A 19,967-nucleotide genomic window follows, 5' to 3' on the forward strand; every position below is an offset into this window, starting at 1 on the left:
GGGTTTAGTGATCCGGCCTTGAGGTGCCCATCGCGGCGCGGTTTCACGGAACTGCATCGCGATGTGGCGCTTACCATGACGCGCAAGGGGCATCCGGTCCCGGCGTGAGTACCTAGCGGACTAGCGGCCCTCCCTCCCCGGAAAAATCCGTCAGCCCGCCAAACTGAAAACGTCGGACAACCCTGTCCGGGCGTGGCGATAGGTGATTCCTATGGGCGACGAGAGTTTCGATTTCACCCCGGACGCGGCACTGGACGAAGTTCAGGCCGGTCCCAGCTGGCAGCGCGGCAACTGGCCCCTCGTCGGCGGCGATGCCGAGGACGACTGGACGCAGGGACTTGATCCCACCGTCCTGAAGGCCGAGATCAAGAAGGCGGCCGCGAAAGGCGGCGCCCCGATCGACCAGTCCCGCATAGACGAAGCGGCGGCCGATGCAATCCGCGCGATGATGCTGATCCGCACCTATCGCGTGCGCGGTCACCTCGCGGCGGACCTCGACCCGCTCGGCCTCAACCAGCGCAAGCTGCCTGCCGACCTGACGCCGGAATACCACGGCTTCGCCGGTGCCGCGCAGGACCGCAAGGTCTACGTCGGCGGCGCGCTAGGCCTTGAATGGACGACCGTGCGCGAGATCGTGCAGATCCTGCGTGCCAACTACTGCGGCAAGGTCGGCCTCGAATACATGCACATCTCGGACACGGAGGAGCGCCGCTTCCTCCAGGACCGGATGGAAGGCGCGAACAAGGAAATCGAGTTCACGCCGGAAGGCAAGAAGGCGATCCTCGCGGCCGTCGTGCGCGGCGAGCAGTACGAGAAGTTCCTCGGCAAGAAGTACGTCGGCACCAAGCGCTTCGGCCTGGATGGCGGCGAGTCGATGATCCCTGCCCTCGAGGCGGTGATCAAGTACGGCGGCCAGCTTGGCGTGAAGGAAATCGTCTACGGCATGGCTCACCGCGGCCGCCTGAACGTTCTCGCGAACGTGATGGCCAAGCCCTACAAGGTGATCTTCCACGAATTCTCAGGGGGGACCGCGAACCCCGAGGACGTGGGCGGCTCGGGCGACGTGAAGTACCACCTCGGCACGTCGACGGACCGCGAGTTCGACGGCACCAAGGTTCACATGAGCCTGATGCCGAACCCCTCGCACCTCGAAACCGTCGATCCGGTCGTGCTCGGCAAGGTTCGCGCCTACCAGCAGATCGCGGACGACATCGGCGACGACGTCGGCCCGAACGCCAAGCACAAGCAGGTGCTTCCGGTCCTCATCCACGGTGACGCGGCCTTCGCGGGCCAGGGCATCATCTGGGAGTGCTTCGGCCTCTCGGGCGTGAAGGGCTACAACACCGGCGGCTGCGTCCACTTCATCATCAACAACCAGATCGGCTTCACGACGAGCCCGCAGTTCGCGCGCAACTCGCCGTATCCCTCGGACGTCGCCAAGGGCGTCCAGGCGCCGATCCTGCACGTCAACGGCGACGATCCGGCGGCCGTGACGTTCGCCTGCAAGCTGGCGATCGACTATCGCCAGACCTTCGGACGCGACATCGTGATCGACATGTGGTGCTACCGCCGCTTCGGCCACAACGAGGGCGACGAGCCGGGCTTCACCCAGCCGCTGATGTACCAGAAGATCCGCCAGCACCCGCCGGTGTCGAAAATCTATTCCGACAAGCTGAAGTCGGAAGGCGTCATCGACGATGCGTTCCTGACGCAGACCGAGGCCGCGTTCACCGAGCATCTCGAAGAGCAGTTCGAGGCGGCCAAGACCTACAAGGCCAACCAGGCCGACTGGTTCTCCGGTCAGTGGAGCGGCTTCCACAAGCCCGCCGACCCCGAGACCGCGCGCCGCAACGTCGATACCAAGGTCGAGCCCAAGCTGTTCGAAAGCCTGGGCCGTACCCTGACGACCGTTCCTGCGGACCTCACCGTCCACAAGACGCTCGCCCGCGTGCTCGCCGCCAAGGAAGAGATGTTCAAGTCGGGCGAAGGCTTCGACTGGGCGACGGCGGAGGCACTCGCCTTCGGCAGCCTCGTCTCGGAAGGCTACGGCGTTCGCCTGTCGGGCCAGGACTGCGGCCGCGGTACGTTCTCGCAGCGCCACGCGGTGTGGACCGACCAGACCGACGAGCGCAAGTACGTGCCCCTCACCACGCTGCCGCACGGCCGCTTCGAGGTGCTGGATTCGACGCTGTCGGAATATGGCGTGCTCGGCTTCGAGTACGGCTTCGCCAGCGCCGACCCGAAGACGCTGGTGCTGTGGGAAGCGCAGTTCGGTGACTTCGCCAACGGCGCGCAGATCATCATCGACCAGTACGTCGCATCGGCGGAGTCCAAGTGGCTGCGCGCGAACGGCCTGGTGATGCTGCTGCCGCACGGTTACGAAGGCCAGGGACCCGAGCACTCCTCGGCCCGTCTGGAGCGTTACCTGCAGCTCTGCGCGCAGGACAACATCCAGGTCTGCAACATCACCAGCCCGGCGAACTACTTCCACGTTCTTCGCCGCCAGATGCGCCGTCCGTTCCGCAAGCCGCTCGTCATCATGACCCCCAAGTCGCTGCTCCGCCACCCGCTGGCGAAGTCCTCGGCGAAGGAGTTCCTCGAAGGCGACTTCAAGCGCATCCTCTCCGACCCCAAGGGTTCGGCTGACGAGGCGACCAAGAAGGTCGTGCTGTGTTCGGGCAAGGTCTTCTACGACCTGCTCGAAGCGCGCGATGCCGCCGAGATCGACGACACCCAGATCATCCGCATCGAGCAGCTCTACCCCTTCCCGGGCGAACCGCTGGCCAAGCGTCTGTCGAAGATGCCGAACCTCGAAGAGATCGTCTGGTGCCAGGAAGAGCCGAAGAACAACGGCTCCTGGTTCTTCGTCGAACCGCTGGTCGAGGCCGCCGCCGTCGAGGCCGGCGTCAAGGCTCCGCGTCCGCGCTATGCGGGTCGCTCGGCCTCGGCCTCCCCGGCCACCGGCCTCGCCAAGCGCCACACCGCCGAACAGGCGGCGCTGGTCGCCGACGCGCTGCATCTTTCCGTCCGTTCCGAACTCCGTCGCAAGCAGAAGGCTTGAGATAAATCATGACCACCGAAGTCAAGGTCCCCGTCCTTGGGGAATCCGTCGCCGAAGCCACCATCGGCCAGTGGCTGAAGCAGCCCGGCGAAGCCGTTGCCGCTGACGAGCCCATCGCCAGCCTCGAGACCGACAAGGTCGCGATCGACGTCATGGCGCCCCACGCGGGCACCATGGGCCAGCAACTCGTGGCCGAAGGCGACACCGTCGTCGTCGGCGCGCTGATCGCCACGATCGAAGAGGGCGCAGGCGCTCCCGCAGCCGCCAAGCCCGCCGCTGCGGCTCCCGCCGCCTCGGCCCCCGCACCGACCCCGGCTGCTTCCCCGGCTCCCGCGGCTGACGAAGCCTCGGCCGGTGCATCGGTCCTCTCGCCGGCCGTGCGCCGCGCGATCCTGGAGCACGGCATCGACCCCGCGTCGATCAAGGGCACCGGCAAGGACGGCCGCATCACCAAGGACGACGTCCTCGAAGCCGCCAAGAACAAGCCCGCAGCCTCGGCGCCTGCCGCGTCGGTCCCGGCTGCTGCTGCCGCTCCCGCCGCGCGCGGCGAAGAGCGCGTGAAGATGACGCGCCTGCGCCAGACGATCGCCAAGCGCCTCAAGTCCGCGCAGGACAACGCCGCCCTCCTCACCACCTTCAACGACGTCGACATGTCGGCCGTCATCGAAGCGCGTGAGAAGTACAAGGACGTGTTCCAGAAGAAGCACGGCATCAAGCTGGGCTTCATGTCGTTCTTCGCCAAGGCTTCGGTCCTGGCGCTGAAGGACATCCCGGCCGTCAACGCGCAGATCGACGGCGATCAGATCGTCTACCACGACTACGTCGACATCTCGATCGCGGTCTCGGCCCCGAACGGCCTCGTCGTCCCGGTCGTCAAGGACTGCGACAAGCTGGGCTTCGCCGGCATCGAGAAGGCCATCGCGAACTTCGGCAAGAAGGCCAAGGAAGGCACGCTGACCATGGCCGACATGGCCGGCGGCACCTTCACCATCTCGAACGGCGGCGTGTTCGGTGGCCTCATGTCCACCCCGATCATCAACCCGCCGCAGTCGGCGGTGCTGGGCCTCCACCGCATCGAGGACCGCGCTGTGGTCCGCAACGGTGAGATCGTGATCCGCCCGATGATGTACATCGCGCTGTCCTACGACCACCGCCTGATCGACGGCCGCGAGGCGGTCACCGCGCTCAAGACCATCAAGGAAGCGATCGAAGACCCCACCCGTCTGCTGATCGACCTCTGAGACTGACAAGCCCCGCCCGCCCCGAACTCTGGTCGGGCGGGGTTTTCACTTGCGCTGAAACGATTATTACCGCTCGTGACTGATTGTGCGAAGCACGAGCGTGAGGAGGCCAACAATGGCTGATTACGACTACGACGTCCTTGTCATCGGTGCCGGCCCCGGCGGTTATGTCGCGGCGATCCGCGCGGCGCAGTTGGGCCTGAAGACCGCCTGCGCCGAAGGGCGCGAGACGCTGGGCGGCACCTGCCTCAACGTGGGCTGCATCCCCTCGAAGGCCCTGCTGCACGCTTCGGAATACTTCGAGGCGGCCAAGGGCGGCGCGATGGCCGCGATGGGCATCAAGGTGACCCCCGAGCTTGACCTGCCCACCATGCAGGGCCAGCGCCTCGACGCGATCAAGGGCCTGACCGGCGGCATCGAGTTCCTGTTCAAGAAGAACAAGGTCGACTGGCTGAAGGGCTACGCCCAGTTCAAGGACGCGCACAGCGTGGAAGTCGCGGGCAAGACCGTGACCGCCAAGAACATCGTCATCGCCACCGGCTCGTCGGTCACCCCGCTTCCGGGCGTCGAGATCGACAACGAAGGCGGCGTGGTGGTCGATTCCACCGGCGCGCTGGAACTGGCTTCGGTTCCCAAGAAGATGGTCGTCATCGGCGGCGGCGTGATCGGCCTGGAGCTGGGTTCGGTGTGGCGTCGTCTCGGCGCGGAAGTCACCGTGGTCGAATTCCTCGACCAGCTGCTCCCCGGGATGGACGGCGACGTCCGCAAGGAAGCCGCCAAGATCTTCAAGAAGCAGGGCATGGCCCTCAAGCTCGGCACCAAGGTCACCGGCGTGACCGTCGAGGGCAAGATCGCCAAGGTCACCGTCGAGCCCGCCAAGGGTGGTGACGCCGAAGTGATCGAGGCCGACGTCGTCCTCGTCTCGATCGGCCGTCGCCCGAACACCGAGGGCCTGGGCCTCGGCAACATCGGCCTCGAACTGAACGCCCGCGCGCAGATCGAAACCGACCACGACTTCGCCACCAAGGTGGACGGCGTCTGGGCGATCGGCGACGTGATTCCCGGCCCGATGCTCGCGCACAAGGCCGAGGACGAAGGCATCGCCGTCGCCGAGAACATCGCAGGGCTGACCGGCATCGTGAACCACGACGTCATCCCCGGCGTGGTCTACACCCAGCCCGAGATCGCGGGTGTGGGCCTGACCGAGGAAGCCGCCAAGGAGCGCGGTGCGATCAAGGTCGGCAAGTTCCCGATGCTGGCGAACTCGCGCGCCAAGACCAACCACGAGCCCGACGGTTTCGTGAAGGTCATCGCCGATGCCGAGACCGACCGCGTGCTCGGCGTGTGGTGCATCGCCTCGGTGGCGGGCACGATGATCGCACAGGCCGCGCAGGCCATGGAATTCGGCGCGACCTCGGAAGACATCGCCTACACCTGCCACGCGCACCCGACCCACTCGGAAGCGATCAAGGAAGCGGCGATGGCCGTGACGGGCAAGCCGATCCACATGTGATCGGGCCGTCAGGCTGAGCGAAGGGGCCGGTGCGAGAGCGCCGGCCTTTTTCGTTGTGGAACCGCCACCCTCCTCGCGATTTTCTCCGCGACTATGGTTCCACGGGGCGTTTCACGCATGTTCTCGCGCATCAGCCTGCCCATTCTGGCCACCACACTGGCACTCACCGCCTGCAAGCGCGAGCGTACCGAGCCTCCGCCCCGTGCGCACGATGCGATCCGGATCGAGCCGCAGGCCTCGCTTATAACCGTGCCGGTGCGCGCCGATCTCACCGATCTTGCCGCCGCGCTCGACCGGGAGATACCGCGCACCCTCTGGACCATCGACAAGCCCGGCCAGACTTGCGTGAAATCCAGGAGCGTCGATCTCGGCATCACCACGCTCAAGACCCCTCCCCTCAAGTGCCGCATCGTCGGCGAAGTGACGCGCGGGACGATGACTTTCGCCGGCAAGGGCAAGGAAATCCGCCTGACGATGCCCCTTCACGCGGTGGTCCGTGCCGAAGACATCGGCGGTGTCCTCAAGCGTGAGACGGCCACTGCCGACGCCGTCGCGCATGCCACCGTCCGCATCGCCCTGGCCGAAGACTGGACCCCGCGCGGCACCGTGGACATCCGCTACGACTGGCTCAATTCACCGCATGCCCAGTTCCTTGGGCAACGCGTCGATTTCACCGAGCAGGCCGATCGCAAACTGGCTCCCGTCATCGCCAGGCTCGAGCGCGAACTGCCGGGTCAACTCGGCAGGCTGCAGCTTCGCCGACAGGTGGAGCAGGCCTGGGCCGCTGCCTTCACGACGGTTTCGCTGAACCGCCAAAACCCGCCGGTCTGGATGCGCGTGAAGCCGATGGAACTGCAGTACGGCGGCTACGAACTCGATGGCAAGCGGATGCTGCTGCGGCTCGGGCTCAAGGCTGCGACCGAGACTTTCGTTGGCAGGCGGCCGCCCGATCCCGCCGCCACGCCGCTTCCGCCGGTAAAGCCGCTGGAGGCCGAAGCCGGGCGGCTTGCCTTCTTCATTCCGGTGATCGCCGATTATCGCGAGTTGGAGCCGGTGCTCGCCCGCGCCCTGCAGAAGCGCTCGGCCCGCTCCTTCGCGGTGCCGGGCGTAGGGCCGGTGCTGGCCCGTTTTCACGAGGTCGATGTCTACGGCACGACCGGCGGCCGCATCGCCGTTGGCGTCACCTTCACCGCGCGCGATGCCGCCAACCGGCTCGGAGCCACCAGGGGAACGGTCTGGATGACGGGGACACCGGTCAATGCCGAAAACTCGCGCCAGATTCGCTTCGACGGGTTCGAGGTGACCGGCACCACCGACATGAAGGGCGGCGACCTGATCCTGCGCCTCGCCAATACGCCGGGCATGAGCGCGACCATCGCCCAGGCCCTCGCCCAGAATTTCGAGAAGGACTATGCGGAATTGCTGGGCAAGATCGATCGCGCCATCGAGGACAAGCGCGAAGGTGACCTGCTCATCAATGCGAGGGTCACCCGTACCCGTACCGGCAGGATCCGGGCTGCCGGCCAAGGACTCTACCTGCCCGTATGGGCCGATGGGACGGCATCCATCACGGTCGGCCGGTGATATAATCACGCTCGGGAAACAATCGGGAAGCAATTGACCCCTACCTCGGTCATGCACAATCATTGTGCACATTTGCCTATTTTATAGGCAATTACGCCGAGGGAGATACCATGAGCCTGATCGCCGCCACCGTTACCCTTGCCGCAGCAACCCTCGCTGCGGCTGCCCCCCTGCCCGTTCACAGCGTCGATCTCGAGCATCGCAGCAATGCCTACAAGGTCGATTACCGCGCCAGGGTCACGACCAGCACCCGCACCATCGGCATCTCTCCTCCGGCCCGCCAGAGCACCCAGCGCTGCATCATGACCGCCACCGTCACGGTCGAACGGGTGATCGCCGACGGCAGCCATCAGCTTGTCGCCGCGCTTCCCCGGCAGGAAACCTTCACCCGCCAGTTGCCGGGTGACTGCCGCAGCCGCAAGGGCCAGCTTGCCGACCTCGTCGAGGACAAGCGGTCCGCCATCGGCGCTCACCTGGCGGCGACGGCGGCGGAAGACCGCCCGCAGGCCCTGGCCGCGATCGATGCCGCGCACCACTTCGCCGCGAACTGACGCATCGCCGCCGATACGATGATACGATTTCCGTGCCTGGCCGCCGCGACTTGCGGCGGCCTCGTCTTCATTGCCTCGCCCGCGCTGGCACAGCCGGCACCTTCGTTCTTGCTGGAGGTCGAAACCGACCACCGCGAGCGGGGCCTGAGCGGCAGTTCCGGCAAGCCAGCGCTTGCAGCTTCGGTTTCGATTCCGGTGAGTTACGACCTCGCGCTGGACGTCGGCGCGGTCTCGCTGCGGGACAGCGCGCGGCACGGCGGCGCCGATATCGGCATTGCCGTGGCGCCCCGTTATACCCTGCGACACGGTGGCTGGGACTTCACCGCCGGGGTCCGCGCCCAGGTCTTCGTGGGCCGGGCGGGGACGAGCTACGCCGAGATCACCGGCGAAGTGGCGCGAACGCTCGGGCCGGCGCAACTGGTCGTGGGCGCGGCGTTCGCCCCTGCGCAGGACGCCATCGGCGGCAGCAACCTCTATCTCGACGCGCAGCTTTCGGCCGGGATTCCCGGAACGCCGATCACGATCTACGGCGGTCTCGGCCACACCAGCGGCAGTTCCCGCGGCGATGCGCGCGCGGCGCGGCTGCGGCCTGGCGGCGATTACCTCGACCACCATGTCGGCGCCGAATATGCCGAAGGGAAGATCGCGGTGGGCCTGCGCTACTCGGGCACTTCGATCGGTGCGGACGAGGTCGATCCGCTCTCCCCCTGGACCGACCGGCACCATGGCGGCCGGATCATGGGCTACCTTCGCTTCACGCCGTGACCGGTGCGCAGGGGCACCCCTCTCCGATTGACCAGATGCGGGACTTGCCGTTCTGCTGGCAGGGATAGGCCGAAACACGGGAGAGTGCGATGAAGGCAGTGTGGTACACCGAGAACGGCGGCCCCGACGTCATGCAGGTCGGCGAGTTGCCCGAGCCCGAGGTCGGCCCGAAGACCGTGCTCATCCGCGTCGAGGTGATCTCGATCGAGGGCGGCGACCTGCTCAACCGGATCCACACTCCGCCGGCCCGCACGCCCCTGGTGCCGGGCTATCAGGCGGCCGGAATCGTCGCGGCGGTCGGCCCGGAAGTGACCCGGTTCGGGCCCGGAGACCGCGTCGTCGGCTTCAACTGGAGCGGCAGCCACGCCGAGCTTTTCGCGGTGCCGGAAGCCTATGCCTACCCGGTTCCCGAGGGCATGGACATGGCCCTGGCGGCCGTCGTTCCGATCGCCTTCGGGACCGCCTGGGATGCCTTGTTCACTTATGGCGGGCTGGTTTCCGGCGAGACGGTGCTGGTGCAGGGCGCGGCCGGCGGGGTGGGGCTGGCTGCCGTGCAACTGGCCGCGGCGGCCGGCGCGGCGGTGATCGGCACCGCGTCTTCGGCAGCGCGCCTGGCCCGGATCGCCCCGCTGGGCATGGCGTATGGCATTGATTATCATGGCGAAAATATCGCCGAGCGCTGCCGGGAGATCACCGGAGGCAAGGGGGTCGACCTCGTGCTCGATCTCGCCGGGGGCAAGGGCAAGGACGCGCTGGTCGAGGCGCTGCGCGGGCATGGGCGCTATGCGGTGGTGGGCGCGGCGGAAGGCACGCTGCCAAGCTTCGGGTTCTTCGAGATGATCCGCAAGGCCATGCAGATAAACGGAATTTCTTTCGGGCGCGACATGCATACCCCGCGCGTCCACGCCCTGCTGGCCGACCTTTTCGCGAAAGTGGCGAGCGGCGAACTCGTCATGCCGATCGAACGCAGCTTCGCGCTGGACGAGGCGGTCGAAGCCCACCGCTTCGTGGCAGAGGGCCATCCGTTCGGCCGGGTGGTGATGAAACCGTGATCCCGAGCGGCACTCAGCGGCACTCAACGGCACCTGGACGACACCTGGCGGTACCTCGATGCAACGGCGGCGCCTCCGGCAAGTGACCGAAACCGGCATAGGCATCGCCTGCCGCGCAAGCGCATCCGCAAACCCGCTTCCTGACCTTTCGAGCCCCATGAAATGCCATTGGGCCAGGCATCGACGCCTATGCTAAGGGCCGTGCCATGACACCGCTCGCCCCTGCCCTGCCCCCCGTCCTGGACCTCGTCGGCGTCGCGGTGTTCGCGCTGACGGGAGCGCTGTCCGCGGCGCGGATGCGGCAGACGCTGGTGACGGTCGCGTTCTTCTCGCTGATAACCGGCGTCGGTGGTGGCTCGCTGCGCGACCTGCTGATCGGGGCGCCGGTGTTCTGGGTGCGCGATCCGCTGGTCGCGCCGGTGTGCCTGGGCGTGGCGCTGCTGGCATGGTTCACCCCGGTGCGCTGGTGGCGGGGGCACCTGCTGGAGTGGGCCGACGCGCTGGGCCTTGCGGTCTATGCCGTGTTCGGCACGATCAAGGCGCTGCACTGGGGCGTTCCCCCGGTGCCCGCGATGCTGATGGGCGTCATCACCGGCTGCATCGGCGGCATCGTGCGCGATGTGCTGGCGGGCCAGCCCTCGATCCTGATGCGCCCCGAACTCTACGTCACCGCGGCCGCGCTCGCCGCCGGGATCGCCGCCGGAGGAATCGCGCTGGGGCTGTCGGCCGGACTGACCTGGGCGATCGCGGTGGCCGCCGGCTTCGCCCTGCGCGGCGCGGCGATCCACTGGTCGCTGGGCCTGCCGGCGCATCGCGGGGAAAGCTGACCCCGCCCCCGCCAATACCCCCTGCCGGAGCCCTTCAGGCGACCTTGAGCCGCCGCCGCATCGCCGCCTCGTCCATCATCGGCGTACCGCGCAACTGGCCGAGCCGGACGCCGGTGCAAGTCATCTTGAAGTGAGTGAATTCCTCGTACCAGGCAAGGCCATCGGCGGACTTGCCGCTGATCCGCTCCCACAGCGCGATCGTCTCCTCGCGCGTGCCCATGCCCTCCAGATAGGCGCCGTGCGTGGAACTGCGGCCATGCATCGTCTCGGACAGCGTGCAGAACCACGCGAGGTCGTGCAGCGCGCCGCCCAGCGAAGGCTGCTCCCAGTCCATCACCGCGATGACCTGGAAGTCCGCCCCGAACATCATGTTGCCGATCCGCGCGTCACCCCAGACGATGCCTTCCGGGTCATGCGCGGGCCACTGCGCCTCAAGCCGCGCCAGCGCGTCGCGCAGCACCGGCTGCGGCCCCGCCTCCTCGAGCCAGGCGGTGAAGCGCTGGTACTTGTCCCATTCCTGCGCCAGCCCGCGCTGCGCCGCGCCTTGTCCGGCGAGAAACCCCGCCCGCGCCGCCGGCACCCGCTGGATCGCCGCAAGCTGCTCCACCGCGCCGTGCCACAGCCTGCGCCGCTGCTCTGGCGAGGCATCGTGCAGCCACCCCTCGCGAGCGTAGGGCGGGATCGATACCGGCACCCGCCCCTGCTTGCGTTCCATCACGAAGAACGCGTTGCCCAGCACCGCCGGATCCTCCTCGAACCACAGCGGCCGGGCGACGCGCACGCCGCCGTCCTCGGACAGGAGCTTCATGATCGCATGCTGTTCGTCGAAGAGATTGTCCGGAAACACCGTGAACGCCCGTGGCTTGATCCGCACCGCGCAGCCCTGCGTCCGATCGCGCCCCCGTTCATGCCAATGCGCGTCGAACAGCACCGTCTCGTGGCTCTGCCCGGCACCGCGCGGATAGGCGAGGTTGGCCACGGTGATCGCCGTGGCCCCCGGCAGCCGCCCCGAAAGCCAGTGCCGCAACCGGCCGGCCAGTTCCTCGAGATCCCGCGTCTCGGGCGCGACGATGACTTGCGACAATCCCTCTCTCCCGCCTTGCGATCCCATCTAAGAATATTCGGAATCGCGAATTTATTTTCGTTATATTTGATATGCCGAAAGAGCAGGTCCGGTCAAGTCAGGCCCAGTCAAATCAGGACCACGGGCACGACGAAGCCCCCGGAACGCCATGCGTCGCTCCGGGGGCGTTCGTTCAAGCCCGTTCAGTGAAGCGCGGTCAGTCCGCGTCGCCGCTCCCGGCGAGGAAGCCGGAGATGCGCGCGCAGGCTTCCGCCAGCCGGCCACCGGCCTCGGCGACCGATGCGCCGGTCATCGCGCCGTGGAAACCGGCCATGACCAGCACCATGACCACGCGGTCGCGGCTGTCGTAGATCGGCGCCATCAGCGCCACCAGCGGATGAACGCGCGCGGCGTCGACCTCGACCAGCGGCAGCACCGGCGGATCCTCGGTGCCCACGCGCACGCCCGCCTCGCCTTCCTCGCTGCCGGGACGGCGCAGCAGGGCCAGGTAGCCATGCGTCCTGACGAACGCGATACCGGCGCGGAACAGGCCAAGCTGCTCGTCGCCCAGCGGCGGGTCGGCGCGCCCGAGCCAGGCGTCGGCATCGCGGGCGGAGCGGGCGAAGAAGGTGATCGCCTGGATCCAGCGCAGCGGCATGCGCGTGCCCAGCGGCACCGGATAGCCGATGTGGCTGAGCGAGGCGGCGCGCTCGCGCAGGTGAATGACGTCGCCTTCGAGGAAATAGGCGCCGCAGACCACGTCGAATTCGTCAGCAAGGCTGCGCATCTCGGGCTGCGCGACCTGCAGCGGCGAGAAATGCGCCGCCGCCGTCCGCCCGATGCTCGCCAGCGCCGGGCCCAGCACATAAGTCTTGTCGGTGGTGCGGTAGAGGTAGCCGACGTCCACCAGGCCGGTCAGCAGCGCATGGCAGGTCGCCCGGCTGAGCTTGAGCGCGCGCACGAGATCGGTCAGCGCGAACGCCTGTCCGGGATGGTCGGCGATGAAGTTGAGGATGGCCGCCACGCGGGCGACACCGGGGGAGGAACGCGACATGGCAGCTTTCGATATTTCGAACGCGACCGGCCTATTGGCAAATCCCCCCGTTCGTCAATAGACACGGCTGTTCATTGACGCGAACTTGCACCCGGCCTGAGCCGTGCCTCCATCATTCCAGCCAGCTCGCGGCGCGATACCTTGTTGGAGTGCAGCAGCGGCACGTCCTCGCGCGTGATCGCGACATAGGCGCGCGGCACCTTGTAGCTGGACAGGCGGCGGCGCAGCTCCGCCTCGATCGCCGTGAAGTCCAGCACGGCATCGCCGCGCGCGACCACCGCCGCCACCAGCAGCGCGCCCCGCTCGCGGTCGGGAATGCCAACGACGTAGGCGCTGTGGACGCCGTCGAGCGCCTGCAGTTCCATCTCGACTTCCGCCGGCGAGACGTTGGAGCCCGAGACCTTGAGCATGTCCCCGCCGCGCCCGACGAAGTGGATGCGGCGGCCTTGCGCCCGCTCCTCCACCAGGCACATGTCGCCGGTGCGATAATAGCCGTCGGGCGTGAAATGCTCGGCCCGCTCGATCTTGTGCAGCGCGCTGGCGAGCGGATAGCCGCGCACCTGCATCTCGCCGACCTCGCCCGCCGCGACGGGGCGATCCCCGGCATCGGCGATGCGGATCTCGTAGCCCGGCGCGAAATGGTCCATCGGCGCGCAGACCGGCCGCCCCGGCGCGCGAAAGTCGTCGCCCCAGGAATAGGGGCCCAGCGTCTCGCTCATGCCCAGCCCCCACCACGGCCGGGGCCCGCGCATCGCCGCAAGGTCTTCCTCGGCGGGCACCGATCCCATGGCGAAGCGGCTGTTCGACAGCGTCCTCTCGCTGCACACCACCGTCGCCCCCGCCTCCAGGCCGGGGATGAGGTACATCATCAGCCCGCCCACCCAGAACATCGGCAGGATGCAGGCGACCCGCTTGCCGGGGACGTGGCCCATCATCTCGCGCATCGTGTGGCTGCGGAAGCAGACCGGCCCATGGGCATGGCGCACGCCCTTGGGCAGCGCCATCGAGCCGGACGTGTAGATCTCCACCATCTGGTCGGTCGGGTGGACTTCGGCCTCCACCTCGCGCAGCAGATCCTCGCCGACGCTGGCGGCGGCCTCGGTGAGGAAGGCGGGGCCGCCGATCGCTTCGGGCAGTCCCTCCGCGTCCGAGACGATCCAGCGCAAGTATGGCGCGCGCGTGAGGCGCAGCCGGCCGCCCTGCTGCCCCTCCAGCTCGGGAAGCGCCTCGCCGATGCGGGCGACGTAGTCCTTGCCCAGCAGCGTGCGCTGGAGCACCAGCCCCTGCACGTCGGACTGGCGCAGTACCCGCACCAGTTCATTGCCCCGGATCATCGTGCTGATCGGCACCGCCACCGCGCCGATCCGGCTGACGGCGGCCAGCATCACCGCGAAGGCGGGACCATTGCCGTGGATGAAGCCGACCCGCGCGCCCTTGCCGATCCCGCGCGCCAGCAATCCGCGCGCGATCACCGCCGAGCGCGCCTCCAGTTCCCGGTAGGTCACCGAGGCGAGGACGTCCCCGCCCTCCTCCAACGTCACCGCGGCGGCATCGCCATAAGCTGCGGCGACGGCGCGCAGCAGCTGCGCGAAAGTGCGCGCATCGGCAGGAAGTTGCGAATCCGCGTCGGCCGCGGAGGGGGCCTCAGTGCTCACTCTTCCCGGTTCCTCTCTGCTGCGTTCGATATTTCAAACAGAGAGTCGATATTCAGGAAAAGCTTCTGCGGTGCAATGACAGGCCGGCGGATGGGCCTGCAATACCGCGCCGGCGTTCGGGCGCCGGCGCCGATCGTCAGATCATGCCGTGGCCATCGACCGCGACCGAACGGATATGGCCGGTCTCGTCGACGCTGCAGGCGTAGGGGCGGCCGTCCTGCAACCGCCCGTCGACGCTGTAGCGCTCGCCCATGCGGCGGACCGAATCGACCGAATCGACCGCCTTGCCGCCACGCTCCAGTTCGGCCGAGCAGGCATCGACGGCGGCGCCGAAGCTGCCCTGTACCGCCGGGCCGCCGGGATAGCTCGCCGGTCCCTCGCCTGCGGGGGCATCGCCGTAGCCGGCATCGCCGCCCGCCTCGGGTCCGCCCGGATAGCGATAGGGCTCCGGCTCGTCCGCCTGCCCGCTCGCCCGATCGTCGGAGCTGTTCTTGCTGGCCGCACTGGCGATCGCGGCGATGCCGCCGACCACCAGCAGCCCGGCGAGGAGATCCCCGCCGCTGATCCCGCCGCCCCGGTAATGGCGATGGGGCCGCCAGTCGTCACGCCCCCGCGCAAGCACCGGCGAGGCGCTGACCGAGAACACCGCCAGGGCGGCAAGCGAGACGGCGACACGCGAACGGAAAATCTGCATCGGCAAAAGAGCCCTATCCGGCGCGCACGGTTCGCGCCGCCCAATCATTCCCCGATAGCCCGCTCATGCTGTCGTGCGCATGAACCGGTTCACGGCGTCGCGACGGGGTCCGCATCGCCGGCATGCGCGATGGTGCCCTCGACCGGCAGTTGCAGCCCGGTCCACTGCGCCAGGAACGCGAGGATGTCCGCGCCTTCCTCGATCGCCTTGTCGGTGGGCTTGCCAGAGCCATGGCCGGCGCGCGTCTCGATCCGGATCAGGCGCGGCCGCGCGCCCAGATCGGCGTGCTGCAGCGCCGCCGCGTACTTGAACGAATGCCCCGGCACCACGCGGTCGTCGGTATCGGCGGTCGTCACCAGGATCGCGGGATAGGCCGCGCCCTCACGGATGTTGTGGTAGGGCGAATAGCCGCGCAGCACCTTGAAGTCCGCCTCGCGATCGGGATGGCCGTAGTCGTCCACCCAGTAGCGCCCGGCAGTGAACCGGTCGAAGCGCAGCATGTCCATCACGCCCACTTGCGCCACGGCCGCCGCGAACAGGTCCGGACGCTGGTTCACCACCGCCCCCACCAGCAGCCCGCCGTTGGAGCCGCCCTGGATGGCAAGGCCGTCCTTCCTGGCGATGCCCTCGCTGACGAGGAACTCGCCCGCCGCGATGAAATCGTCGAAGACGTTCTGCTTGTTCTCGCGCCGCCCGGCATCGTGCCACTCGCGCCCGTACTCGCCCCCGCCGCGCAAGTTGGCGAGCGCGAAGGCCCCGCCGGCCTCCAGCCAGGCCATGCGCGTGGCGGAGAAGCCCGGCGTCAGCGAGACGTCGAAACCGCCGTAGCCGTAGAGCAGCGTCGGCACCGGCAGCTTCGCCTTGGCAACCGCGCGGCTGCGCACGACGAACATCGGAATGCGGGTGCCGTCCTTCGAGGTGAAGAAGCGCTGCTCGACCACGTAGGCCCCCGGATCATAGCACATCTTCGGGGTCGCGAACGGCATGGTCGCGCCAGTCGCCAGGTCCATCCGGTAGATCGAGGCCGGGCAGTTGAAGCTGGTGAAGGCGTAGAACGTTTCCGGATCGCCCGGCCGTCCGCGAAAGCCCGAGGCGGTGCCGATGCCGTTCAGCGTCAGCGTCTTGCCGGTGCTGCCATCGAGCGCGAGAATCTCCGCATGGCTCGCCGCATCGCGCATGTAGTTGAGCACCAGCCGGTCGCCGACGATCCCCGCACGCTCCAGGATATCCTCCCGCTCGGCGACGATCTCGGTCCATTCCGGGCTCGGCGCGGCAAGATCGATGCCGACCAGGCGATAGCGCGGCGCGTTCCAGTTGGTGACGTACCACAGCTTCTGTCCCGACCCCTCGACCAGCTTCCAGTCGTCGGTGAAGCCCGAGACGAGCGGCACCGCCTTCCAGCCCTCGCGGCTGCGCCTGGCGAGGTCGATCACCCGCACCTCGTAGCGCGCATCCGTGCCGACATGGCTGGTGACGAGCGCCAGCCGGCCATCCTGCGTCACTTCGGCGACGTGCCCGTAATCGGGGTGGCCCGGCGTCGCATAGACCAGTTCGTCCGCGTCCTGCGGCGTGCCGAGGCGATGGAAATAGACCGCCTGGTCGTAGTTCAGCGACTGGAACGCCGCGCCCTCCTTCGGCGCGGGGAAGCGCGAATAGAGGAACCCCTCCTCGCCCACCCAGGCCAGCGCGGTGAACTTGGCCCAGCGGATCTCGTCATCGAGCCGCTCTCCGGTCCGCACGTCGATAACCCGCAGGATGCGCCAGTCGCTGCCGCCGTCCTGCACGCTGTAGAGCAGGTAGCGGCCCTTCTGCGAGGGCTCCCAGGCGTCGAGCGCGGTGGCGCCGTCGGCCGCCCAGGCATTGGGATCGAGCAGCAGCCTCGGCGTCCCGCCCAGCCCCTTGCGCACGAACAGCTGCGCCTGGTTCTGCAGCCCGGTGTTGCGCGTGTAGAAGTAGCTGCCCCCGGCCTTCACCGGGATGCCGAACCGCTCGTAGTCCATGAAGGCGCGGATGCGGCGCTGTAACCGCTCGCGCTGCGGCAGGCCGGCGAGGTAGCCCTCTGTCACCGCGTTTTCGCGGGCGACCCAGTCGGCGACCTCCGGGGCATGGCGGACGTCCTCCTCCAGCCAGCGGTAGGGATCGGCGATCGCCTCGCCGAAGTGAGTCTCGACGACGGCGTCGCGGCGGGTCTGGGGATAGCTGATCTGGGGCATGTCTCCCGCCTTGATGGGGGCATCGAGCCCGGACAGCAAGAGCACTGACACGGCAAGGCGCATCGCCCAGGGTTTGAAGGGCCCCGCCGATACCCGCAGCCTGTTCACGCTCGCATCCTCGCTTCCCGGTTTCTCGGCGACATTCCTAGCCCGGGATGACTTCGGAGTGAACCCACCCTTCGTCATCGCGCTCCAGCACATGCGCGTTCTCGGGGAATATCGCCGCGCCAACGAAAAACGGCCGCGAACCGAAGTCCGCGACCGCTCTCTTGTCCCGTCAGGGCGCCGTGGCTTACGCCTCGGCGAATTCCTCGGCGTCGGTGTGCACCGGGCCCGAGTCCTGGCCCTTGGCATCGACGTCGCGGTCGACCAGCTCGATGATCGCGATCGGAGCGGCGTCCGAAGCGCGGTAGCCGGCCTTGATGATGCGGGTGTAGCCACCCTCGCGACCGGCGAAGCGCTCGGCGAGGACTTCGAACAGCTTCTTTTCCTGCGCTTCGTCGAGAATGCGCGCGTGCGCGAGACGACGGTTCGAAAGGCCGCCCTTCTTCGCGAGCGTGATCAGCTTCTCGATGTAGGGACGCAGTTCCTTCGCCTTCGGCGTGGTGGTCTGGATCTGCTCGTGCTTGATCAGCGCTGCGGCCAGGTTGCGCAGCAGGGCCGCGCGGTGGCCGGACTTGCGCTGCAGCTTGCGGCCGCCCATCTTGTGACGCATATTCTTTACTCCGTTCGTCAGGCAGCCGTTCAAGGTACTGCCTGACGGGCGATGTGGTTAGACCATCGCCCAAAGCCTGTTCACGTATGTGTGAAGCGCGCCCTCAATACGAAAACGGGGCGGGAGTCAAGGGGCATCCATCCTCGCGTGCCGGTGGGGAGCGACGTCCACCTTAAATCGTCATTGCGAGCGCAGCGAAGCAACCCAGGGCAGTTCGTTCTACGCCGCTCTGGGTTGCTTCGCTGCGCTCGCAATGACGAAAGATAATTCGATCCAATGTTTACCTGTTCCCAACGGCCCAAAGAAAAAGGCCCCGCAGTCACCCGCGAGGCCCTCTTCATTTCGAAACCGGAAGGTCCGATCAGCCGAGCAGTTCCTGCTCGAGCTTCTTGGCCATCTCTTCGATGTTCTCGGGCGGCCAGCCCGGGATGTCCATGCCGAGGCGCAGACCCATCGAGGACAGGACTTCCTTGATCTCGTTGAGCGACTTGCGGCCGAAGTTCGGCGTGCGCAGCATCTCGGCTTCGGTCTTCTGGACCAGGTCGCCGATATAGATGATGTTGTCGTTCTTGAGGCAGTTGGCCGAACGGACCGACAGTTCCAGCTCGTCCACCTTCTTGAGAAGGTAGCGGTTGAGCTGGTTGGTGTCGCTCTCTTCCGAAGCCGCCGCGCCGCCGACAGCCACGCCGATCATCGGCGAGGCGCCAACCGGGGCGATGTCTTCGAAGTGGACGAACAGCGCCAGCTGGTCCTGCAGGATGCGTGCGGCATAAGCCACGGCATCTTCAGGGGTCACGGTGCCGTCGGTCTCGACCGTCAGGTTGAGCTTGTCGAAGTCCAGTTCCTGGCCGATGCGGGCGTTCTCGACCTTGTAGCTCACCTGGCGAACCGGCGAGTAGAGCGAGTCGACCGGAATCAGGCCGATCGGCGCGTCGACCGGACGGTTCGACACGGCGGGGACGTAACCCTTGCCCGAGTCGGCGGTCAGCTCCATGTTGAGCGTCGCACCATCGTCGAGGTGGCAGATCACGAGGTCCTTGTTCATGACCTCGATGTCACCCGAAACCGCGATGTCACCGGCGGTGACGGCGGCGGGGCCGGTGGCCGAAAGCTGGAGGCGCTTCGGACCGTCGCCCTGCATCTTGAGTGCGATCTGCTTGACGTTCAGGACGATGTCCGTGACGTCCTCACGCACGCCGGCGAGCGACGAGAATTCGTGGAGCACGTTCTCGATCTTGATCGAGGTGATCGCCGCACCCTGCAGCGAGGACAGCAGCACGCGACGCAGCGCGTTGCCGAGCGTCAGGCCGAAGCCGCGCTCGAGAGGTTCGGCGACGAAGGTCGCCTTCAGCTTGGGGTCTGGTCCCGGCTTGATCTCAAGGCTGTTCGGCTTCTTGAGTTCCTGCCAGTTCTTGATGTTGACAGTCATGGACTTCCCCTGGGAGTGATGGCGGTTGCGCCCCGAAGGCCTGGTGGAGAGGCCCGGGACGTTCCGAAGACGGGCGGTGACCGGTCACCGCCCGCATTAGCTCGATCAGACGCGGCGGCGCTTCGAGGGACGCACGCCGTTATGCGGAATCGGCGTGACGTCGCGGATCGAGGTAATCGTGAAGCCCACGGCCTGGAGGGCGCGAAGAGCGCTCTCGCGGCCCGAACCCGGGCCCTTGACTTCGACTTCGAGGGTGCGGACGCCGTGCTCGGCGGCCTTCTTGCCGGCGTCGTCCGCGGCCACCTGCGCGGCGTACGGGGTCGACTTGCGGCTGCCCTTGAAGCCCATCATGCCGGCCGAGGACCACGAGATCGCGTTGCCCTGGGCGTCGGTGATGGTCACCATGGTGTTGTTGAAGCTTGCGTTCACATGAGCGATGCCGCTCGTGATGTTCTTGCGCTCGCGGCGCTTAATGCGCTGGGGTTCGCGTGCCATGTTCGTGTATCCTATCGATAAATCGCTAAGGGAAAAAACCGAGGGGCGGATACCG

General features: G+C 67.4%; 16 protein-coding genes. 8 read left to right on the forward strand and 8 right to left on the reverse strand.

Annotated elements, in window-relative coordinates:
* The first annotated feature begins 211 nt into the window (after nucleotides 1–211).
* The 8 genes from V2S85_RS03435 to V2S85_RS03470 all read left to right on the forward strand — a co-directional run bounded on the left by V2S85_RS03435 (nucleotide 212) and on the right by V2S85_RS03470 (nucleotide 10,594).
* Nucleotides 212–3,061, forward strand: coding sequence for a 2-oxoglutarate dehydrogenase E1 component (locus V2S85_RS03435; protein ID WP_008832365.1), 2,850 nt, complete (start codon nucleotides 212–214; stop codon nucleotides 3,059–3,061).
* An 8-nt stretch (nucleotides 3,062–3,069) separates the two neighbouring features.
* Nucleotides 3,070–4,302, forward strand: a complete 1,233-nt coding sequence (gene odhB / locus V2S85_RS03440) for a 2-oxoglutarate dehydrogenase complex dihydrolipoyllysine-residue succinyltransferase (protein WP_330701475.1) — start codon at nucleotides 3,070–3,072, stop codon at nucleotides 4,300–4,302.
* 115 nt (nucleotides 4,303–4,417) lie between these two features.
* Entirely contained in the window at nucleotides 4,418–5,815 is a 1,398-nt protein-coding gene (gene lpdA, locus V2S85_RS03445; RefSeq protein ID WP_330701476.1) for a dihydrolipoyl dehydrogenase, read from the forward strand.
* 117 nt (nucleotides 5,816–5,932) lie between these two features.
* Nucleotides 5,933–7,399 (forward strand): DUF4403 family protein, encoded by a 1,467-nt coding sequence (locus V2S85_RS03450; protein ID WP_330701477.1) that lies wholly within the window; start codon nucleotides 5,933–5,935, stop codon nucleotides 7,397–7,399.
* Between the two features lie 110 nt (nucleotides 7,400–7,509).
* Entirely contained in the window at nucleotides 7,510–7,950 is a 441-nt protein-coding gene (locus V2S85_RS03455; RefSeq protein WP_330701478.1) for a hypothetical protein, read from the forward strand.
* Between the two features lie 18 nt (nucleotides 7,951–7,968).
* Nucleotides 7,969–8,715 (forward strand): TorF family putative porin, encoded by a 747-nt coding sequence (locus V2S85_RS03460; protein ID WP_330701479.1) that lies wholly within the window; start codon nucleotides 7,969–7,971, stop codon nucleotides 8,713–8,715.
* Nucleotides 8,716–8,804: 89 nt separating this feature from the next.
* Entirely contained in the window at nucleotides 8,805–9,767 is a 963-nt protein-coding gene (locus V2S85_RS03465; protein ID WP_330701480.1) for a zinc-binding alcohol dehydrogenase family protein, read from the forward strand.
* Between the two features lie 206 nt (nucleotides 9,768–9,973).
* Nucleotides 9,974–10,594 carry a trimeric intracellular cation channel family protein gene (locus V2S85_RS03470; protein WP_330701481.1) on the forward strand — a complete coding sequence of 207 codons (621 nt, stop codon included), beginning with the start codon at nucleotides 9,974–9,976 and terminating at the stop codon, nucleotides 10,592–10,594.
* A gap of 34 nt (nucleotides 10,595–10,628) precedes the next feature.
* On the opposite strand, the gene V2S85_RS03475 is transcribed toward V2S85_RS03470, so the two are convergent.
* The 8 genes from V2S85_RS03475 to rpsK all read right to left on the reverse strand — a co-directional run bounded on the left by V2S85_RS03475 (nucleotide 10,629) and on the right by rpsK (nucleotide 19,912).
* Nucleotides 10,629–11,678, reverse strand: a complete 1,050-nt coding sequence (locus tag V2S85_RS03475; RefSeq protein ID WP_330701482.1) for a phosphotransferase family protein — start codon at nucleotides 11,676–11,678, stop codon at nucleotides 10,629–10,631.
* A gap of 196 nt (nucleotides 11,679–11,874) precedes the next feature.
* Nucleotides 11,875–12,711 carry an IclR family transcriptional regulator gene (locus V2S85_RS03480; protein WP_330701483.1) on the reverse strand — a complete coding sequence of 279 codons (837 nt, stop codon included), beginning with the start codon at nucleotides 12,709–12,711 and terminating at the stop codon, nucleotides 11,875–11,877.
* Nucleotides 12,712–12,782: 71 nt separating this feature from the next.
* Nucleotides 12,783–14,366, reverse strand: a complete 1,584-nt coding sequence (locus tag V2S85_RS03485; protein WP_330701484.1) for a class I adenylate-forming enzyme family protein — start codon at nucleotides 14,364–14,366, stop codon at nucleotides 12,783–12,785.
* Between the two features lie 136 nt (nucleotides 14,367–14,502).
* On the reverse strand, nucleotides 14,503–15,060 hold the full coding sequence (locus tag V2S85_RS03490; RefSeq protein WP_330701485.1) for a hypothetical protein: 558 nt from the start codon (nucleotides 15,058–15,060) through the stop codon (nucleotides 14,503–14,505).
* Between the two features lie 89 nt (nucleotides 15,061–15,149).
* Nucleotides 15,150–17,336, reverse strand: a complete 2,187-nt coding sequence (locus V2S85_RS03495) for a prolyl oligopeptidase family serine peptidase (RefSeq protein ID WP_330701632.1) — start codon at nucleotides 17,334–17,336, stop codon at nucleotides 15,150–15,152.
* A 229-nt stretch (nucleotides 17,337–17,565) separates the two neighbouring features.
* Nucleotides 17,566–17,988 carry a 50S ribosomal protein L17 gene (gene rplQ, locus V2S85_RS03500; protein ID WP_036527248.1) on the reverse strand — a complete coding sequence of 141 codons (423 nt, stop codon included), beginning with the start codon at nucleotides 17,986–17,988 and terminating at the stop codon, nucleotides 17,566–17,568.
* A 361-nt stretch (nucleotides 17,989–18,349) separates the two neighbouring features.
* Complete coding sequence (locus V2S85_RS03505; RefSeq protein ID WP_330701486.1) at nucleotides 18,350–19,417, reverse strand: DNA-directed RNA polymerase subunit alpha; 1,068 nt, start codon at nucleotides 19,415–19,417, stop codon at nucleotides 18,350–18,352.
* Nucleotides 19,418–19,522: 105 nt separating this feature from the next.
* Nucleotides 19,523–19,912 (reverse strand): 30S ribosomal protein S11, encoded by a 390-nt coding sequence (rpsK, locus tag V2S85_RS03510; RefSeq protein ID WP_007011846.1) that lies wholly within the window; start codon nucleotides 19,910–19,912, stop codon nucleotides 19,523–19,525.
* Nucleotides 19,913–19,967: the final 55 nt, after the last annotated feature.

The sequence above is a fragment of the Novosphingobium resinovorum genome (genome assembly GCF_036352595.1).
Classification (GTDB): domain Bacteria; phylum Pseudomonadota; class Alphaproteobacteria; order Sphingomonadales; family Sphingomonadaceae; genus Novosphingobium; species Novosphingobium resinovorum_B.

Excerpts from the sequence above, each read along its gene's own strand:
- V2S85_RS03435 (WP_008832365.1), top strand. The coding sequence starts at position 212 with ATGGGCGACGAGAGTTTCGATTTCACCCCGGACGCGGCACTGGACGAA.
- V2S85_RS03460 (WP_330701479.1), top strand. The coding sequence starts at position 7,969 with ATGATACGATTTCCGTGCCTGGCCGCCGCGACTTGCGGCGGCCTCGTC.
- odhB (WP_330701475.1), top strand. The coding sequence starts at position 3,070 with ATGACCACCGAAGTCAAGGTCCCCGTCCTTGGGGAATCCGTCGCCGAA.
- rpsK (WP_007011846.1), bottom strand. The coding sequence starts at position 19,912 with ATGGCACGCGAACCCCAGCGCATTAAGCGCCGCGAGCGCAAGAACATC.
- V2S85_RS03470 (WP_330701481.1), top strand. The coding sequence starts at position 9,974 with ATGACACCGCTCGCCCCTGCCCTGCCCCCCGTCCTGGACCTCGTCGGC.
- V2S85_RS03455 (WP_330701478.1), top strand. The coding sequence starts at position 7,510 with ATGAGCCTGATCGCCGCCACCGTTACCCTTGCCGCAGCAACCCTCGCT.
- V2S85_RS03495 (WP_330701632.1), bottom strand. The coding sequence starts at position 17,336 with ATGCGCCTTGCCGTGTCAGTGCTCTTGCTGTCCGGGCTCGATGCCCCC.
- lpdA (WP_330701476.1), top strand. The coding sequence starts at position 4,418 with ATGGCTGATTACGACTACGACGTCCTTGTCATCGGTGCCGGCCCCGGC.
- V2S85_RS03490 (WP_330701485.1), bottom strand. The coding sequence starts at position 15,060 with ATGCAGATTTTCCGTTCGCGTGTCGCCGTCTCGCTTGCCGCCCTGGCG.
- V2S85_RS03450 (WP_330701477.1), top strand. The coding sequence starts at position 5,933 with ATGTTCTCGCGCATCAGCCTGCCCATTCTGGCCACCACACTGGCACTC.
- V2S85_RS03505 (WP_330701486.1), bottom strand. The coding sequence starts at position 19,417 with ATGACTGTCAACATCAAGAACTGGCAGGAACTCAAGAAGCCGAACAGC.
- V2S85_RS03465 (WP_330701480.1), top strand. The coding sequence starts at position 8,805 with ATGAAGGCAGTGTGGTACACCGAGAACGGCGGCCCCGACGTCATGCAG.
- rplQ (WP_036527248.1), bottom strand. The coding sequence starts at position 17,988 with ATGCGTCACAAGATGGGCGGCCGCAAGCTGCAGCGCAAGTCCGGCCAC.
- V2S85_RS03480 (WP_330701483.1), bottom strand. The coding sequence starts at position 12,711 with ATGTCGCGTTCCTCCCCCGGTGTCGCCCGCGTGGCGGCCATCCTCAAC.